We start from the raw sequence: 16,526 nt of genomic DNA, 5'->3' as shown, positions 1-16,526 counted from the left end.
GAAGTGTCGGCAACTGGTGTTGTGTTTGTCAACACCAGATCGGCAACGGCTACGATGACCGGCATGGCGGAACGCGCGGACGGCCGCGACCTGGTGCCGATCTCCGGACTCCTCTCCTACCGGCTCTCCCGCACGTCGTCTGCGATGTCGCGCAGCGCCGCGCTGCGCTACCGGCGGGAGTTCGACGTCAGCCTCGGCGAATGGCGGGCGATCTCGCTCATCGCCGCCGATCCCACCCTGACACTCAACCGCCTCGCCCGCCGGGCCGGGCTGGACAAAGCGCAGATGAGCCGGGTGGTCAGCCGCCTCACCGAGCGCGGCCTGGTCGACCGGACGGCCGGCTCGGGCCGCACGTCCCAGCTCGCCCTGACCGGCGAGGGCACCCGCGTCTACCGGGGCCTGATCGCCGCGGCGAACGAGCGCGACGCGGAGTTCCTCGCCGCACTGACCCCCGAAGAGGCGGCGACACTGAGCGGCGCGCTGGACAAACTCGCCGACCTGGCGCTGGCCGTCGAAGAACGTGAGCGCGCCCACTCCGACGACTAGCACCGACGTCGACTGTTGACTTTATCAACAGGTCCGCGTAGTTCTGGAGCCACCGAACAGGAGGTGGCCCAATGCCCGACGCCGTCACGATCTGCGAGTGCTTCGCCCGCGACGGGCTGCAGCACGAGCCGGAGTTCGTGCCGACCGCGACGAAGGTCGCGCTGCTGGGCTCCTTCGCGGACGCGGGGTTCCGGCGCATCGAGGCGACCAGCTACAGCCACCCCGAGCGGGTGCCCGGCTTTTCCGACGCCTCCGAGGTCCTGGCGAAGATCCGGCGTCATCCCGGGGTCACGTTCAAGGCGACCTGCCCGAACCCGCGCGCGGTTCAGCGCGCCCTCGACGACCTCGACGCCGGGCACGGCGCCGAGGAGCTGAGCCTGCTGGTCTCCGCCAGCGAAAGCCACACCGAGCGCAACCTCCGCACGTCGAGAGCCGGGCAGTGGGAGCGGGTCGAGGAGATGGTCCGGCTGGCCGGCGGCCGGTTCAAGCTCGTCGGGGTCGTCTCGGTGGCGTTCGGCTGCCCGTTCGAAGGCGCCGTCGACCCCGGCCGCGTCGCCGAGGACGTCGCCCGCTTCGCCGGACTCGGCGCCGACCTGGTCACCCTGGGCGACACGACCGGCGTCGCGACCCCGCCCTCGGTCCGGGCGCTCTTCGCCCGGCTGGACGCCGGGGTGCCTGTGGTCGCGCACTTCCACAACACCCGCGGCACCGGCATCGCCAACGCCGTCGCGGCCCTCGACGCCGGCTGCCGGAACTTCGACACCGCGATGGGCGGCGTCGGCGGCCACCCGTCGGCCATCCGGTACGGCGCCGGGCTCACCGGCAACGTCTGCACCGAGGACCTGGTCAGCCTGTTCGACGCGATGGGCGTCGACACCGGTATCGACCTCGACCTGCTGGCCAAGGCTTCGGCCGCCTGCGAAGACGCGCTCGGCCGGCCCCTGCACAGCATGGTGGCCCGCGCCGGCTTCGCCCCGACCCCGAACCAGGAGAACCCGTGACCGTCCCCCTCGCGATCGAGGACCACGGCCCCGTCCGCGTCCTGACGCTGAACCGGCCCGAGAAGCTCAACGCCCTCAACACGGCGCTGACCCGCTCGCTCAGTGAAGCCTTCACCGCCGCCGACGCCGACCGGGACGTCCGCGCGGTCGTGCTCACCGGCGCCGGCCGCGGCTTCTGCGCGGGCGCGGACCTCGGCGAGTTCTCTTCGCTGACGCCCGACCAGCCGGACGCCGTCCTGGAACGCGCCGCGCTCACCGCGAAACTGCAGATCCAGGCCCGGGAACTGCGCGTGCCGGTCGTGGCGGCCGTACGCGGGGCCGCGGTCGGCGGCGGCGCGGGCCTGGCGATCGGCGCGGACATGGTCGTCGCCGGGACCGACCTCAAGTTCGGCTACCCCGAGCTCAAGCACTCCATCGTCCCGGCGCTCGTGATGACCGGGCTCGTCCAGCACCTCGGCCGCAAGCTCGCGTTCGAGCTGGTCAGCACCGGCCGCCTGCTCACCGCCGCCGAAGCGGTCGAGCGCGGCCTGGTCAACCGCGTCGTCGAGCCGGACGAGGTGCTGCCCGCCGCGCTGGAGATCGCCGAGCACTGGGCCAAGGTCGAGCCGCGGGCCATCGCCGCCGCCAAGGACCTGTTCTACCGCGTCGCCGACCTGCCGACGGACGCCGCGATGCGCGCCGGGCAGGACGTCAACGCGCTGATGCGGGGGTTCCGCGCATGACCGGCCCGCTCTCCGGCGTCACCGTGCTGGACTTCTCCCGCGTCCTCGCCGCTCCCCTGGCCACGCAGGTGCTGGCCGAGCTGGGCGCCACCGTCGTCAAGGTCGAGCGCCCGGTGTCCGGGGACGAGACCCGCGGCTTCGAACCCCGTCTCCCCCACGGCGAGAGCGCTTACTTCTTCGCCTTCAACCGCGGCAAGAAGTCCGTGACGCTCGACCTCAAGGACCCCCGCGGCCAGGAGGTGGCCCGCAAGCTGGCGGCCCGCGCCGACGTCGTCGTCGAGAACTTCCTGCCCGGCGCGATGGACCGCCTCGGCCTCGGGTACGCGGACCTCGCCGCCGGGAACCCCGGGCTGGTCTACGTGTCCGCGACCGGGTTCGGGCAGACCGGCCCGGACCGCGACCGCAAGGGCTACGACACGGTGTTCCAGGCGCTGTCCGGCGTGATGGCGATGACCGGCGAGCCGGCCGGGCCGCCGTCGAAGACCGGGATCCCGGTGGCGGACCTGACGTCCGGGCTCTGGGTGGTCATCGCGGTGCTCACCGGGCTGGCCGGCCGGGCGGCCTCGGGGCGGGGCCGCCACCTCGACGTGTCCATGATGGACGTCCAGCTGAGCCTGCACGCGCTCAACGCGGCCCGGCTCTTCGCGCTCGGCGAGGATCCCGTGCGGACCGGCACCGAGCACCCCGGCCGGGTGCCGTCGGCGGCGTTCCAGGCCGGCGACGGCGAATGGCTGCACATCAGCGGCAGCGACCAGCACTGGGGTCCACTGTGCACAGTCCTCGGGCTTGACGACCTCGCCGCGGATCCCGCGCTGGGCGGCAACTCCGGCCGCGTCGAACAGCGCGCCCGCGTGATGAAGGCCCTGCGCGGCGCGATCGCCCAGCACGACCGCGACCCGCTCGTGAAGGAGCTGCGCGCCGCCGACGTCCCGGCCGGCGCGGTCCGGTCGGTCCGGGAAGCCCTCGCCGACCCGCACGCCGTCGCGCGCGGGGTCGTCGGCGAGTTCACCCACCCCGCGGAGGGGACGTTCCCGGCGCTGCGGACGCCCCTGCGTGAGACTGGCGGGGAGCCGTTGAGCGTGGGCGTGCCGCCTCAGCTCGGCGCCGACACCGGCGAAGTCCTGGCGGAGCTGGGACTCTCCCCCGCCGACATCGAGGACCTGCGCACCGAGGGAGTGATCCGATGACCGAGCGAGTCCACCTCGACGTCACCGACGGGATCGCGCGCGTCGAGCTCGCGCGTCCGGAGGCCCGCAACGCCCTCGACCTGCTGATGTGCCACCAGCTGCGCGAAGCGTTCGAGTCGCTGGACGACGACGTCCGGGTGGTCCTGTTGAGCGGGCGCGGGCCGGTGTTCTGCGCGGGCGCCGACCTCAAGGAACGCACCGGCAAGGACGCCGCCTGGGTGCGACGCCGCCGCGTCGCCGCCTTCGCCGCGTACTCGGCCATCGAGCAGTGCCGGGTGCCGGTCGTCGCCCTGGTGCAGGGCGCCGTCGTCGGCTCGGGCGGGGAGATCACCCTCGCGGCCGACTTCGCGCTGGCTGCTTCGGGAACTGTCTTCCGGTTCCCCGAGCCGCACTGGGGCACCGTCGGCGCGACCCAGCGCCTGCAGCGCGCCATCGGCAAGCGCCGGGCCAAGGAGCTGCTGTTCACCAACCGCGCGCTCGACGCGGAAGAGGCCGCCGACCTGGGCGTCGTCACGCGTGTCGTCCCGGCCGACGAGTTGCGCGCGGCCGGGGACGAGACGGCCGCGAGCATCGCCAAGGCGCCCCCGCTGGCCATCTCGCTGACCAAGCGCGCGGTCGACCTCGGCTCGGAAACCGACCTGGACCGCGGGATCCGAATCGAGCTGGCCGCCATCGAACAGTGCCTCGCCGACGGCGGCTGGCGCGACGGCGTCGCCCGCTTCACCGCCGGGAACGGAGAACCGCGATGACCGGCCTGCGCACCGCCTGCCCGCTGACGACCCACGAGGTCCTCGCCCGCGCGGCCCTGCTCGCGCCGGACGTCGAAGCCGTCGTCACGGCCACGGAGCGGGTCACCTACGGCGAGCTGGCCACGCGGGTCTCCCGGATCCGCGCGGGGCTCGCGGCCGCCGGGATCGGCCGCGGCGACCGCGTCGGGATCTGCCTCGGCAACGGGCCGGACTGGGTGGCGCTGTTCCACGCGATCGGGGCGGCGGGCGCGGTCGCCGTGCCGGTCAACACCCGGTTCACCGCCGACGAGGTGCGCTACACGCTCGAGCACGCGCAGGTGCGGACGCTGTTCGTCGCTTCGCGCGTGCTCAACGTCGACTTCGCCCAGCTGCTGCGGGAAATCGGCGTCGACTCCCTTCCGTCGTTGGAGAAGGTGGTCGTGCTCGGCGACGACGTTCCTTCTTTCGCTTCTTCGTGGGACGAGTTCCTTTCCGTTTCGTCGGAGGCTCCCGCGCCGGTCGGTTCTCCGGACGACATCCTGCTGGTGCAGTACACGTCCGGGACGACGTCGCGACCGAAGGGCGTCCTGCTCACGCACCGCAGCATGTGCGCGGACGCGTTCTTCTCCGGGATGCGCATGGGTCTGCGGGCGGGCGACCGGTTCCACTCGGCGCGGCCGTTCTTCCACGTCGCCGGCAGCACGCTGTCGGTGCTCGCGTCGGCCCAGCACGCCACGACGCTGGTGACCATGCCGAAGTTCGAGCCGGAGGAAGCGCTGCGGCTCCTGGAAGCCGAGCGCTGCACGCACTTCTCCGGCAACGACACCATCGCGTTGCTTCTGCTCAACCACCCCTCGCGTCCGCAGCGCCGGCTGGTCCTGCGCGGCGCGTGGGTGGCGGCGTCGCCGACCGTGATCCGGCGCGTCATCGACGAGCTGGGCGCGCACGAATGCGTTGCGGGATATGGGCTTTCCGAGGCTTCGCCGAACGTCGCGCAGTCGGCGTGGTGGGAGTCTCCGGAGATCCGTGCGTCCGGGGCGATGGCCGTGCAGCCGGGGGTCGAGGTGCGGATCCGCGCGTTCGACGCCGACCGCGACTGCAGTCCCGGCGAGCCCGGCGCGGTGCTGGTGCGCGGCTGGAACGTGATGGTCGGCTACCTCGACGACCCGGTGAAGACGGCCGAGACGATCGACGCCGACGGCTGGCTGTCCACCGGTGACGTCGGCCTGCTCGACGAGTCCGGGCGGTTCCACTTCACCGGCCGGACGAAGGACATCATCCGCGTCGGCGGCGAGAACGTCGCGCCGGCGGACATCGAGGACACCCTGCACCGGCACCCGCTGGTCCGGCAGGCGGCGGTCGTCGGCGTCCCGGACGCGCGGCTGGTCGAGGTGCCGTTCGCGTTCGTCGTGCTGACGTCGCCGGAGGTCACCGAGGCCGAGCTGCTGGGCTGGGCGCGGGCGCGGATGGCGGGGTTCAAGGTGCCGCGGCACCTGCGGATCGTCGACGGGTTCGAGGGCATCGGGATGACGGCGAGCTCGAAGGTGCAGAAGAACCGGCTGGCCGCCCACGCGCGTTCCCTGCTGGAGGAGGCGTGATTTCCACTTCGGTGACCCGGTTGCTGGGCATCGACCTGCCGATCGTGCAGGCCGGGATGTCGTGGGCGTCGTCGAGTTCGGCCTTGCCGCTGGCCGTGTCGAACGCGGGCGGCCTCGGCGTCGTGGCGGCGGGCCCGATGCGGCTGCCCGATCTTTCCCGTGTGCTGGCGGAAATGGCGGCGGGCACGGACAAGCCGTGGGCCGTGAACCTCCCGCTGTACCGCGCCGGCGTCGACGAGGTGATCGACCTGGTGCTGCGCCACCGGCCGCCGGTCCTGATCGCTTCGCAGGGCGGGCCGCGGCGGTACCTGGCACGATTCCATGACGTGGGGACGCGCTGCCTGCACGTGGTGGCCGGAGTTCCGCACGCCCTCAAGGCGGCTGCCGCCGGCGTCGACGGACTGGTCGTCGTCGGCGCGGAGGCGGGCGGGCACCCGCCGCCCGCGATGGTCGCGACGTCGGTGCTGGTGCGCGCGGTGGCCCGGGCGGTTCCCCTGCCGTTGATCGCTTCGGGCGGCGTCGCGGACGGTTTCGGCCTGGCGGCGATGCTCGCCCTCGGCGCCGGTGCCGCGCAGTTCGGTACGCGGTTCTTGGCCAGTACGGAGGCTTCCGTGCATTCCGCGTACAAGCAGGCGGTGCTCTCGGCCGGTGTCGACGGCACGCGGACGGTGGGTCAGGGCTTGGGCGTCATCCGAGCTTTGGACAACGACTTCACCGCGCGGATGCTGTCCCTGGAGACATCGGGTGCGGAAGAGTCGTTGCGGCGTAAGACTTTTCAGGCTTCCTCCCTGAAGGACGCCGCCCTGCACGGCGACGTCGCGGAGGGCAAGCTCGAAGCGGGGCAGTCGGCCGGGCTCGTCGACGAGGTGCTCCCGGCGGCCGAGATCGTGACGCGGATCGTGCGGGAGTACGGGGAAGCGCGGGCCGGGCTGCCGCCGGTCACCTGAGGCCGCGGGTTGTCCGGACGGACAACGAACGGCCTCGTTCAGGGTGATCGGGAACATCGCCCGAACGCGTGCCCTGCTGCACCGTGGTGAGCGGCAGTTCTTTCCCCCGCACCGGAACGAGGCTGGTCATGACCGCTCCCGCACTACCCACCGTTGTCCTGGTCCACGGCGCGTTCGCCGACGCTTCCGGCTGGCAGGCGGTGGCCGACGGCCTGCGTACGCGCGGGTACCAGGTCCTCGCTCCGGCCAACCCGCTGCGCGGGGTCGCCGCCGATGCCGGCTACATCAGGGACTTCGTGTCGACGATCGAAGGTGACGTCGTGCTCGTCGGCCACTCGTACGGCGGCTGCGTGATCACCAACGCGAGCACGGGCGCCCCGAACGTGCGGGCGCTAGTCTACATCGCCGCGTTCGCCCCGGACGAGGGCGAGACGTTGCTCGAGTCCTTCGCGCTGGGCGGGGGAACGAGCGAGCTCGGTGACCGTCTGGTCCGGCGCCCCTACCCGGGCGCGCTCGACGGTGACGCCGACGGCTACCTGGACCTGGCGCACTTCCACCGGCTGTTCTGCGCCGACCTGGACGCCGAGCTCGCCGCCTTCATGGGCCTCGCCCAGCGCGGGTTCGCCCTCTCGTGCCTGTCCGCTCCGACCGGGGTGCCCGGCTGGCGGGCCATCCCGAGCTGGTACCTGGTGGCCGCCGACGACGCCACGATCCCGCCGGAGGCCCAGCGAGCCATGGCGAAGCGCGCCGGAGCGCACACCGTGGAGGTCGCGAGCTCGCACGTCGCGATGATCAGCAAGCCTGCCGAGACGATCGACCTGATCGTCACCGCCGCGGGCGGCTGAGCATTAGGCTGATCCGGTGACGCGACGCGAGGCCACGGGCGGCCCGGATCCGGAGCTCGTGGCACTCGCCGGCCGGTTGCTGGGCACCATCGACGAGTTCGCGGACGAGATCGCGTCCGCGATCGAGGCCCGCGTCGAGTTCTACTCCACGCACAGCGTCGTGCCGGCCGACGACCTGAGGCGATCCGTGCGCGGCAACCTCGAGTACGTCCTCCGGTCGTTGCAGGAGGACCGGTTCGCCGACGTCGCGGCGGCCCGGACGACCGGTGCCCTGCGGGCCGAGCAGGGGGTGCCGCTGTCGGTCGTCATGGCGGCGTTCCGCGTCCTGTTCAGCCGGATCTGGCACAGCCTCGTGCAGCACGCCCGCGCGCAGAAGCAGGTCCCCGACCAAGCGCTGGTGGACGCCGCCTCCGACCTCTGGTCCGCGCACGACACCTTCGCCGAGGAGATGGCCGCCGCGCACCGCGAGGCGACGATGGCCCTGGTGCTGCGGAACGAGGGCGAGCGGTCGGCACTGGTCGGCGCCCTCCTGGAGGGACGGCCGCTGCACGAGACGTCCGTCTGGGACGTGGCGGATGTGCTTCGCCTGCCCAAACGCGGGCCGTTCGTCGTGGTCGCGGCCGAATCGGTGCACCTGGCCCAGGAGGCGCTGCCCGGCATCGAGAACCGCTTGCGGGCCCGCCGCATCGGCTCGGCCTGGCGGCTGCTGCCGGAGGCGCAGATCGGGATCGTCCGCTTCGAGAACGACGCCGACCTGCGCCCGCTCACGTCGACCTTGACGGCGTCGGCGCGCAGCCGGATCGGCGTCAGCCCGCCCTATGCGGCGCTGACGGAGACGGCGGCCGCGCTGCGCTTCGCGCGCATCGCGCTGGCGAGCACCGTCGCCGGCACCCCGCACGTCACGATGTTCGACGACTTTCCCCTGGCCGTCGCGGCGGTCAGCGCGCCCGACGCGATGCGGCGGGTCCGGCAGGCCGTGCTCGGGCCGATCCTCGACCTGCCCGCCGAGCAGAGCAAGATGCTCCTCGAGACGCTGGCCGCGTGGCGGGACAGCGGGGGTTCGGCGGCGGACGCCGCGGGAGTGCTGTTCTGTCACCCCAACACCGTCCGCCACCGGCTGCGCCGGATCGAGTCGGCCACCGGTCGCTCCCTCAGCGACCCGAAGGCCACCGCGGAGATCCTGATCGCGCTCGAAGCCGCGATGCTGGGCATCGCGCAGTGACCTCGGGCGGACGGCTCACTCCGTGCCGTCGGCCGCCGCCACGATCACCTCGGCCACCGTGGCCGGCTGGGACACCGCGACCGCGTGGGACGCGTCGATCCGGCGGACCGTCGAGGACGCGCGCTCGGCCATGAACTCCTGAGCCGCGGCCGGGATCGCGTTGTCCTGGTTGGCGATCAGCGTCCACGAAGGGAGCTTCGACCACGCGGGCGTGCCCTCGAACGGCGCGGCCAGTGCCTGCTGCGCGACCGGCCGCTGGGCGACCGCCAGGATCGCGGCGGTCTCCGCCGGGACGTCGGCCGCGAAGACCTCGGCGAAGTCCGCCGGCTTGATCGACAGCTCGGGCTCGTCGTCGTGGACGAGGACGTTCGTGGTCTCCGGGCCGAGCTTCGCGCCCGGGTAGCGGCCGGAGAGCTCGAAGACGCTCTCGCCGGCGTCGGGCTGGAACGCGGCGATGTAGACCAGGGCTCGGACGTTCGGCGTGTCGGTGGCCGCGCGGGTGATCAGCGCGCCGCCGTAGGAGTGGCCGGCGAGGACCACGGGGCCGTCGACGCTCTTGACGACGTCCGCGACGTACGCCGCGTCGGACTCGACGCCGTGCAGCGGGTTCGCCACTGCTTTGACCGAGAAGCCCTGCTCCTGCAGCTTCGCGACGACGCCGGTCCAGCTCGACGAGTCGGCGAAAGCGCCGTGGACCAGGACGATGGTGGGCTTGCTCATGAGTGGCTCCTCAGGGAGAACGATCGGTCTTTCTGTCTCCATACTCTGACCGCTCGGGGCCGCCGTGGCAATGTGACGAAGCCGATCTGGCAGAACGATCATTCTTTCTCTATGCTCGCCGGATGACGTCTGCCGAGGTGCACCCGAAGGACCGGCTGCTGGCGACCGCGTCCCGGCTCTTCTACGCGGAGGGCATCCACGCGGTGGGGGTGGAGCGCCTGGTCACCGAGGCGGCCGTGACCCGGGCGACGTTCTACCGGCACTACCCCACGAAGGACGACCTGGTGGCGGCGTACCTCGCGGAGACGAGCCGGCAGATCCGCGAGGCGGTCGACGCGGCCCGCGCGGGCAAGCCGCCCCGCGAGGCCCTGGCCGCGGCGCTGGCGGTGGTGGGCGACGCAACGTGCGGCGACGACTTCCGCGGCTGTCAGTTCCTCAACGCGGCGGCGGAGTACCCGGACCCCGGATCCCAGGTCCGCCAGGTGATCGACGACCACCGCAAGTGGTTCTTCGAGATCCTCCGAACCGAGGCGGCGGCCCTGGGCCACCCGGAACCGAACCACGCGGCGAGGGTCTTGGTACTCCTCCGCGACGGCGCCCTGCACGGCGGAGAGCTGGACGACGCGGAGACGGTAAGGGCAACGCTGCGGCGCGCGGTCGAGGACTTCTTCCCCGCCTGACCGAACCAGGCGACGCCCCTCTTTCCCGCGCGAGGCATACCGCGCGCCGGCGAACCCGCCGCCGAAACTCCTACCCCGCCTAATCGAACCAGGCGGACACCCCACGGACCTCGTTCCCCACGCGAGGCGTACCGCGCTGGCGATTCCGCCGCCGAAGACTTCTACCCCGCCCGACCGAACCGAACAGACACCCCACCGACCTCTCCCCCGCGCGAGGCGTACCGTGCGCCGGCGAACCCGCCGCCGAAAACTCCTACCCCGCCCGAGCGAACCGGGATCGATGTGGCCCGGGAGCCGGCGGCGAAGTCCGTGAATGGCACATCGCCGGACTTGAAGTCCCTAGATGTGCCATTCACGGCCCTTGCCCCGGCCGTGCTGGAATGGCAGCCGTGTCGTCCGAACTGCCCGAAGAGCCGCTCCCCCGCGTCGTGCGGTCGCGGGCGTTGCTCTTCGCCCTCCCCGCCGCCGGGCGGCGGTGGAGTGCCGGGCTGCGGGCCGCGGCCGCCGTCGGGATTCCCGGCCTCGGGGTCGTTCTCGCCGGCCACGCCGACATCGCGCTCTTCGTCACCTTCGGCGCCTTCGCCGTCCTCTACGGCGAAGGCCGCCCCTACCGCGTCCGCGCCCGGGTGGTCCTCACCGCCGCCGCCATGCTGCTGCTCGCCGCCGGGCTCGGCAGCGCCGTCGGAACGCACGGCACCAAGGCGGCCGTCATCGTCGTGGTCACCGCGGTCGCGATCCTCGCCGTCTACACCGTCGACGCCTTACGCCTCGGGCCGCCCGGCGCGCTGTTCTTCGCCCTCGTCTGCGGCGGCGCCCTGGTCGCCACCGAAGCCGGCGCCGATCCGGCGGCCCTCCTCGGCTGCGCAGCGCTGGGCGGCGCGTCCTCGGTCATCGTGTCGATGGCCGGCAGGAGCAAGCCGGAACGCGCAGCCGTCCGGAAGGCGGTCGCCGCCGTCGATGCCGCCGCCGGAAACCCCAGCGCGGAAACCCGCCACAACGCGGGCTCCGCGATCTCGGCGGCGTGGAACGCCGTCCACGACGCCCGCCAAGGCCCGGGCTCCGAACTCGCGACGACGCTCATCACCGCGCACCGGAGCTTCGCGAACGCGACCGGAGACGAAACCGGCACGCTCCCCCTCCCCCGCCCCGGCGTCGGGTACCGGCTGCGACGGTCGGCGTCCCTCCGCTCCCACGCCACCGTGACGGCGCTGCGCGTGGGCGTCACCTGCGCGATCGCCGGCAGCCTCAGCGCCTCACTCGGCCTGACGCGCCCGCACTGGGCGATCCTCAGCGCGCTGGTCGTCCTGCAGCAGGGCACCGACCGCGTCCACGCGAACGTGCGCGGCCTGCAGCGCTTCGCCGGCACCGCCGTCGGCCTGGGACTCTTCGCCGCGCTGGCCCTGGCCGAACCCGCCGGCCTCGTGCTCGTCGCCGCGGTCGCGGTGCTCCAGTTCTGCATCGAGCTGTTCGTCCCGCGCAACTACGCGGTCGCCGTCGTGTTCATCACGCCGGTGGCGCTCCTGGCCGGCGGGGCCGCGGCGACCGGCCCGGTCGGCCCGGTGATCCGCGACCGCCTGGTCGAGACGTTGATCGGCGTCGCGCTCGCGATGCTGGCGCAGTACCTGGCCGCCCCGAACGCGCACCGCAAGACGTTCCACTGGACCGAGTCCCGCGTCCGCGCCGCGGCCCGGACGCTGCTCGCGGCCGGCCCGGCGGCGCTGTCCCGCCGGCGCGACCTGCAGTTCGAGCTGGAGGGCACGACCCGCGCGGCGATCGACTCGGCCCACAACGACCTCGCCTGGACACGGCGGCATTGGCCGGCCCACGCCGAGCTCGTCCACCTGGGCTACGACCTCCTCGCGGCCTGCTGGGCGACCGCCCCGGGCGCGCGGCTCGCCGACACCTGGGAACCGGCGTTCAGCGAGCCTTCACCAGCGAAAACCGAGCGGAACTAGGCCGAACGGGTTACCGTCTGGAAAGCACAGACGGAGGTTCGGCATGGCTGCTCACGACGCGTCCGGCGTCCCGCCGTGGGTCGAGCCGATGCTGGCCAAGGCCGACGGCGGCCGGCTGCGCAGCGGCGCCGAGTGGGCCTACGAGTACAAACTGGACGGCTACCGCGCCGCCATGCGGATCGCCCCGGACGGCACCACCGTGCTCACCAGCCGCAACAACATCGACTTCACCGCCGAGTTCGCCGGCCTGGCCGGCGTCCTCGACCTCGACGGGCAGGCCGCCCACCTCGACGGCGAGGTCGTCGTCTACGGCGACGACGGCCGGATCGACTTCGAGCTGATGCAGGAACGCCGCGGCCGCTGGGTCCGGCACCAGAGCGCACCGAAAACCGTGCAGTTCGACGACGTCCCGGTCCGCTTCCTCGCCTTCGACCTGCTGCGGCTCGGCGACCGGAACCTGCTCAAAGAGCCGTACGACGAACGCCGCCGCCTGCTGGCCGGCCTGCCGATGCCCGATCCCCACCGGGTCTCGGTGGTCCGCGCCGTCACCTTCGACGAGCTCGCCGCCGACCGCCGCTCACCCGCGGACTTCCTGGCCCACGCCGCGTCCGCGGGCTACGAAGGCGTCGTCGCGAAACTGCGCAGCTCCGCGTATTTTCCCGGGCAGCGGCCGGACTCCTGGCTCAAGCACCCGCTGATCCGCACCCAGGAGGTGATCGTCTGCGGCTGGCGCCCCGGCCAGCGCAGCTTCACCGGCACCCTCGGCGGCCTCCTGCTCGGCGCCCACGATCCCGAGACCGGCGGCCTGGTCTACATCGGCGACGTCGGCACCGGCTTCAGCCAGGCCGCGCGCGCCGACCTGATGGGCCGGCTCCAGCCGCTCGAACGCCGCACTCACCCGTTCGTGACGACGCCGCCGCGCGAAGACACCGTCCGCGCCCGCTGGGTCGAACCCCGGTTCGTCGGCGAGATCGTCTACCGCCAGTTCACGCGCGCCGGGCGCGTCCGCCACACCGCGTGGCGCGGTCTGCGGGCGGACAAGAAACCCGGCGACGTGCTCGCCCCGCGCGCCGGCACCGCGGAACCGGTCGCGCCGCCGCCGCCCGAACCGGCGGGCCGGAAGATCACCGTGCAGGCCGGAAACCGGCAGCTCACGTTGTCCAACCTGGACAAGGTGCTGTACCCGGCGGACGGGTTCACCAAGGGCGAGGTGATCAACTACTACTCGCGGATCGCGGACGTCCTGCTGCCGCACCTCGCCGGCCGGCCGGTCACGTTCATCCGCTACCCCAACGGCGTCGACGGCCAGAAGTGGTTCGAGAAGAACGTCCCCAACGGCGCGCCGTCGTGGCTGCGCACGGTCCGGCTGCCCAGCACCGGTTCCCGCGGCAGCGGCGACACCATCGACTACCCGCTCCTCGACGACCTCCCGGCACTGGTCTGGTCGGCCAACATGGCAGCCCTCGAGCTGCACGTTCCACAGTGGACGGTGGAGGCGGCGACCCGGCAGCCACCCGACCGCCTGGTGTTCGACCTGGACCCCGGGCCGGGGACGACGGTCGTCGACTGCTCCCGGGTCGCCGAACGCCTTTACGACGTCCTGGTTGCCGACGGCCTGACCCCGTACGCGAAGACATCGGGGTCCAAGGGGATGCAGCTGTACTGTGGCATCCGGACCGACGACCCGGCGGCGCCGTCGGCCTACGCCAAGCGGCTCGCGCAGCAGCTCGCCCGGGAGACGCCCGAGTCGGTGACCGCGGTGATGGCGAAGGCGCAGCGAAGCGGCCGGGTGTTCATCGACTGGAGCCAGAACAACCCGGCCAAGACGACGGTCGCGCCGTACTCCCTGCGCGGCCGCGACCACCCGACGGTGTCCACGCCGGTCACGTGGGACGAGGTCCGCGCCTGCCGCCACGTGAACCACCTGACGTTCACCGCCGACGACGTCCTCGACCGCGTCGAAGAGTACGGTGATCTGCTCGCCGGGCTGACCGAAAGCCGCGTGTCACTCCCCTGACCCGGCGGTGACGACCGAGGGTCGCACCGTGTCATCCCAACGAGGTGCGGCCGGTCTCGAAAGAGGTTCTCGAGGCAGGCGCGGGCCACCGCGCGCAGGGGTGCCGCTGGGCCAGACGGGCAACGCCCGGCCAGCGCGAGTGAAGCTCCTTGTCCCCGCGAATCGTTCCTCGCTAGCGTCGGTGTCGAGGGGACGACGCCGGGCGCCCGGGAAGTTTCCTTGTCCGCCAAGGAAAATCGAATGAGGAGTTTCTCGATGACGGCTCTCGACCAGCCCGTGACCCGCACCGCGTACCAGCAGTCGGTCGCCGACTACTGGAACGCGGAGAAGGACCCGGTGAACCTCCGGCTGGGCGATGTCGACGGTCTCTACCACCACCACTACGGCCTCGGCGACTACGACCCGGCCGTTCTCGACACCCCCGAAGATCGGCGCGACCAGGCGATCATCGACGAGATGCACCGCCTGGAAACCGCGCAGGCCGACGTCCTCCTCGACCACCTCGGCCCGATCGGGCCGGCCGACCGCCTGCTCGACGCCGGCTGCGGCCGCGGCGGCACCAGCGTCATGGCCCACCAGCGCTTCGGCTGCCAGGTCGACGGGATCTCCATCTCCGAGCAGCAGGTCGGGTTCGCCAACGAGCACGTGCGGCAGCGCGGGATCGACGGCTCGGTCCGCTACCACCTGCGCAACATGCTCGACACCGGCTTCGAAACCGGGGCGTTCCAGGGCATCTGGAACAACGAGAGCACGATGTACGTCGACCTGCACGAGCTGTTCGCCGAGCACGCGCGGCAGCTCAAGCCCGGCGGCCGGTACGTCACGATCACCGGGTGCTACAACGACGTCACCGGTGGCCGGTCGCGGGCGGTGAGCCAGATCGACCAGCACTACATCTGCAACATCCACGCCCGCGGCGACTACTTCAAGGCGTTGTCGGACAACGGGTTCGTCCCGATCAACGTCGTCGACCTGACGGCCGCGACGATCCCGTACTGGGAGCTGCGGGAGCGGTCCTCGGTCGCCACCGGGGTCGAGAAGCCGTTCCTGACCGCCTACCGCGAAGGCAGCTTCCACTACCTGCTCATCGCCGCCGACCGCGTCTGATCGGACGGGTGACGAGGGAGAGCACCATGACGACCGGCACCGCGTGTCCACAGTGGACCACCGGAGGGGCCGCCGGGCTGCTGGCGGGGCCGTTCGGTCTCGGCACGTCGGCGGCGCGGATCGCGACCCAGTTCGCCCCGGCGCCCGGGCAGGACCCGGCCTACGCGTACCTGCCGTGGGGTGACGGCAGTGCGCCGCCGTTGTACTGCCCGGTCGTGGGCCGCGTCGACGACGGCCTCGCCGGGGAGGTCGACCGGCGGTTGGTCGCGTGGGCCGCGGACTGCGGGTTCACCGGCGCGGGCCTGGAGCAGATCGCCCACGCCGGGTTCGGCCGGCTGGTGATGCTCGCCCACACCGACTGCGACGACCCGGACCGGCTGCTCGTCGCGGCGCAGCTGAACGCGGTCTGGTGGGCGGCGGACGACTTCTACGCCGACGACAGCGCGCTGGGCGCGGCGCCGACCGAACTGCCGCCACGCCTGGCGCTCGTCATGGCGGCCATGGACCCGGTCGCGCCGGCCGGGGAGTTCTCGGCGCCCCTCGAAGAAGCGTTGCAAGCCGATCCGATCCTCGTCGGGCTGCACTCGGCGGTCGACCACCTGGGCCGGCACGGCTCCCCCGTGCTGGTCCAGCGGGTCTGCTACTCGACGTTCGCGATGTTCGTCAGCTGGGACGCCTACGCGGCGTGGCGCCACACCGGCCGCTACCCACCCGCCTGGGAGTACCTGGCGGCCCGCCAGCACGACAGCTTCTACACGTCGATGACCCTCGTCGACGCCGTCGGCGGCTACGAGCTGGCCGCGCCGTTCTACTACGACCCGCGCGTGCGGGAGGCGATGATGCGGGCCGGGACGGCGTCGGTGCTGGTCAACGATCTCCACTCGGTCGCGAAGGACGCCGCCGACGAAAAGCCGGTCTGCAACATGGTCCTGCAGATCGCCGCGGACCGCGGCTGCTCGCTCGACGAAGCCGTCGAGGCCACCGTCGAGCTGCACAACAAGATCGTCCACGAGTTCGAGGACGGCCACCGGGAGCTGATGGCGGTGCCGTCACCGGAGCTGCAGCGGTTCCTCGTGGGTGTCCGTTCCTGGATGGGCGGCGGCTTCACCTGGCACGCCACCAACCCTCGTTACCACTCTTGACCTACGAATGATTAGGTGGTTCTCGCTGTGACTGTCACCGACCCGGTGGAATCCGACCAGGCGCCGCTGAGCCTCGGGCGGGCCGCGGCCCGCACCCTGGCCACCACGA

At 72.4% G+C, this 16,526-nt stretch carries 15 protein-coding genes; 14 read left to right on the top strand and 1 reads right to left on the bottom strand.

Features of this window, described 5'->3' with window-relative positions; genetic code table 11:
- The first annotated feature begins 63 nt into the window (after positions 1-63).
- From AB0C38_RS36500 to AB0C38_RS36460, 9 genes are all read left to right on the top strand, one after another.
- Positions 64-546 (top strand): MarR family transcriptional regulator, encoded by a 483-nt coding sequence (locus AB0C38_RS36500; RefSeq protein ID WP_360682327.1) that lies wholly within the window; start codon positions 64-66, stop codon positions 544-546.
- 71 nt (positions 547-617) lie between these two features.
- Positions 618-1,547, top strand: coding sequence for a hydroxymethylglutaryl-CoA lyase (locus AB0C38_RS36495; RefSeq protein WP_360682325.1), 930 nt, complete (start codon positions 618-620; stop codon positions 1,545-1,547).
- A complete protein-coding gene (locus tag AB0C38_RS36490; RefSeq protein WP_360682323.1) occupies positions 1,544-2,269 on the top strand; it encodes an enoyl-CoA hydratase/isomerase family protein in 726 nt (241 codons plus the stop codon). Before AB0C38_RS36495 ends, AB0C38_RS36490 begins: the two co-directional genes overlap by 4 nt.
- Positions 2,266-3,456, top strand: a complete 1,191-nt coding sequence (locus AB0C38_RS36485; RefSeq protein ID WP_360682321.1) for a CoA transferase — start codon at positions 2,266-2,268, stop codon at positions 3,454-3,456. Before AB0C38_RS36490 ends, AB0C38_RS36485 begins: the two co-directional genes overlap by 4 nt.
- A complete protein-coding gene (locus AB0C38_RS36480) occupies positions 3,453-4,205 on the top strand; it encodes an enoyl-CoA hydratase/isomerase family protein (RefSeq protein ID WP_360682319.1) in 753 nt (250 codons plus the stop codon). The genes AB0C38_RS36485 and AB0C38_RS36480 overlap by 4 nt, the downstream gene beginning before the upstream one ends.
- Positions 4,202-5,782 (top strand): AMP-binding protein, encoded by a 1,581-nt coding sequence (locus AB0C38_RS36475; protein WP_360682317.1) that lies wholly within the window; start codon positions 4,202-4,204, stop codon positions 5,780-5,782. The genes AB0C38_RS36480 and AB0C38_RS36475 overlap by 4 nt, the downstream gene beginning before the upstream one ends.
- Positions 5,779-6,729 (top strand): nitronate monooxygenase, encoded by a 951-nt coding sequence (locus AB0C38_RS36470; RefSeq protein ID WP_360682315.1) that lies wholly within the window; start codon positions 5,779-5,781, stop codon positions 6,727-6,729. The genes AB0C38_RS36475 and AB0C38_RS36470 overlap by 4 nt, the downstream gene beginning before the upstream one ends.
- A 128-nt stretch (positions 6,730-6,857) precedes the next feature.
- Entirely contained in the window at positions 6,858-7,574 is a 717-nt protein-coding gene (locus AB0C38_RS36465; protein WP_360682313.1) for an alpha/beta hydrolase, read from the top strand.
- Between the two features lie 16 nt (positions 7,575-7,590).
- Positions 7,591-8,796, top strand: coding sequence for a helix-turn-helix domain-containing protein (locus AB0C38_RS36460; protein ID WP_360682311.1), 1,206 nt, complete (start codon positions 7,591-7,593; stop codon positions 8,794-8,796).
- Between the two features lie 15 nt (positions 8,797-8,811).
- On the opposite strand, the gene AB0C38_RS36455 is transcribed toward AB0C38_RS36460, so the two are convergent.
- The gene (locus AB0C38_RS36455; protein ID WP_360682310.1) at positions 8,812-9,516 is read right to left on the bottom strand and encodes an alpha/beta hydrolase; all 705 of its coding nucleotides are present in this window, start codon (positions 9,514-9,516) and stop codon (positions 8,812-8,814) included.
- A gap of 122 nt (positions 9,517-9,638) precedes the next feature.
- Between AB0C38_RS36455 and AB0C38_RS36450 the strand changes: the two genes are divergently transcribed.
- The 5 genes from AB0C38_RS36450 (at position 9,639) to AB0C38_RS36430 (ending at position 16,417) form a co-directional block, all read left to right on the top strand.
- Positions 9,639-10,196 carry a helix-turn-helix domain-containing protein gene (locus tag AB0C38_RS36450; protein ID WP_360682308.1) on the top strand — a complete coding sequence of 186 codons (558 nt, stop codon included), beginning with the start codon at positions 9,639-9,641 and terminating at the stop codon, positions 10,194-10,196.
- 389 nt (positions 10,197-10,585) lie between these two features.
- Positions 10,586-12,151, top strand: coding sequence for an FUSC family protein (locus AB0C38_RS36445; RefSeq protein WP_360682306.1), 1,566 nt, complete (start codon positions 10,586-10,588; stop codon positions 12,149-12,151).
- A gap of 43 nt (positions 12,152-12,194) precedes the next feature.
- Positions 12,195-14,168, top strand: coding sequence for a DNA ligase D (gene ligD / locus AB0C38_RS36440; RefSeq protein WP_360682304.1), 1,974 nt, complete (start codon positions 12,195-12,197; stop codon positions 14,166-14,168).
- A 255-nt stretch (positions 14,169-14,423) separates the two neighbouring features.
- Positions 14,424-15,275: a geranyl diphosphate 2-C-methyltransferase gene (locus tag AB0C38_RS36435; RefSeq protein WP_360682303.1), complete on the top strand. Its 852-nt coding sequence runs from the start codon at positions 14,424-14,426 to the stop codon at positions 15,273-15,275.
- 26 nt (positions 15,276-15,301) lie between these two features.
- The gene (locus AB0C38_RS36430; protein ID WP_360682302.1) at positions 15,302-16,417 is read left to right on the top strand and encodes a family 2 encapsulin nanocompartment cargo protein terpene cyclase; all 1,116 of its coding nucleotides are present in this window, start codon (positions 15,302-15,304) and stop codon (positions 16,415-16,417) included.
- Positions 16,418-16,526: the final 109 nt, after the last annotated feature.

Source organism: Amycolatopsis sp. NPDC048633 (assembly GCF_040650695.1).
GTDB lineage: Bacteria > Actinomycetota > Actinomycetes > Mycobacteriales > Pseudonocardiaceae > Amycolatopsis.
The sequence above is the reverse complement of the archived record's forward strand: the minus strand, read 5'-3'. Positions and strand labels throughout refer to the sequence as shown.

Coding starts and splice junctions, on each gene's coding strand:
- AB0C38_RS36500 (WP_360682327.1), top strand. CDS start 64: ATGGCGGAACGCGCGGACGGCCGCGACCTGGTGCCGATCTCCGGACTC.
- AB0C38_RS36495 (WP_360682325.1), top strand. CDS start 618: ATGCCCGACGCCGTCACGATCTGCGAGTGCTTCGCCCGCGACGGGCTG.
- AB0C38_RS36485 (WP_360682321.1), top strand. CDS start 2,266: ATGACCGGCCCGCTCTCCGGCGTCACCGTGCTGGACTTCTCCCGCGTC.
- AB0C38_RS36480 (WP_360682319.1), top strand. CDS start 3,453: ATGACCGAGCGAGTCCACCTCGACGTCACCGACGGGATCGCGCGCGTC.
- AB0C38_RS36475 (WP_360682317.1), top strand. CDS start 4,202: ATGACCGGCCTGCGCACCGCCTGCCCGCTGACGACCCACGAGGTCCTC.
- AB0C38_RS36465 (WP_360682313.1), top strand. CDS start 6,858: ATGACCGCTCCCGCACTACCCACCGTTGTCCTGGTCCACGGCGCGTTC.
- AB0C38_RS36455 (WP_360682310.1), bottom strand. CDS start 9,516: ATGAGCAAGCCCACCATCGTCCTGGTCCACGGCGCTTTCGCCGACTCG.
- AB0C38_RS36450 (WP_360682308.1), top strand. CDS start 9,639: ATGACGTCTGCCGAGGTGCACCCGAAGGACCGGCTGCTGGCGACCGCG.
- ligD (WP_360682304.1), top strand. CDS start 12,195: ATGGCTGCTCACGACGCGTCCGGCGTCCCGCCGTGGGTCGAGCCGATG.
- AB0C38_RS36435 (WP_360682303.1), top strand. CDS start 14,424: ATGACGGCTCTCGACCAGCCCGTGACCCGCACCGCGTACCAGCAGTCG.
- AB0C38_RS36430 (WP_360682302.1), top strand. CDS start 15,302: ATGACGACCGGCACCGCGTGTCCACAGTGGACCACCGGAGGGGCCGCC.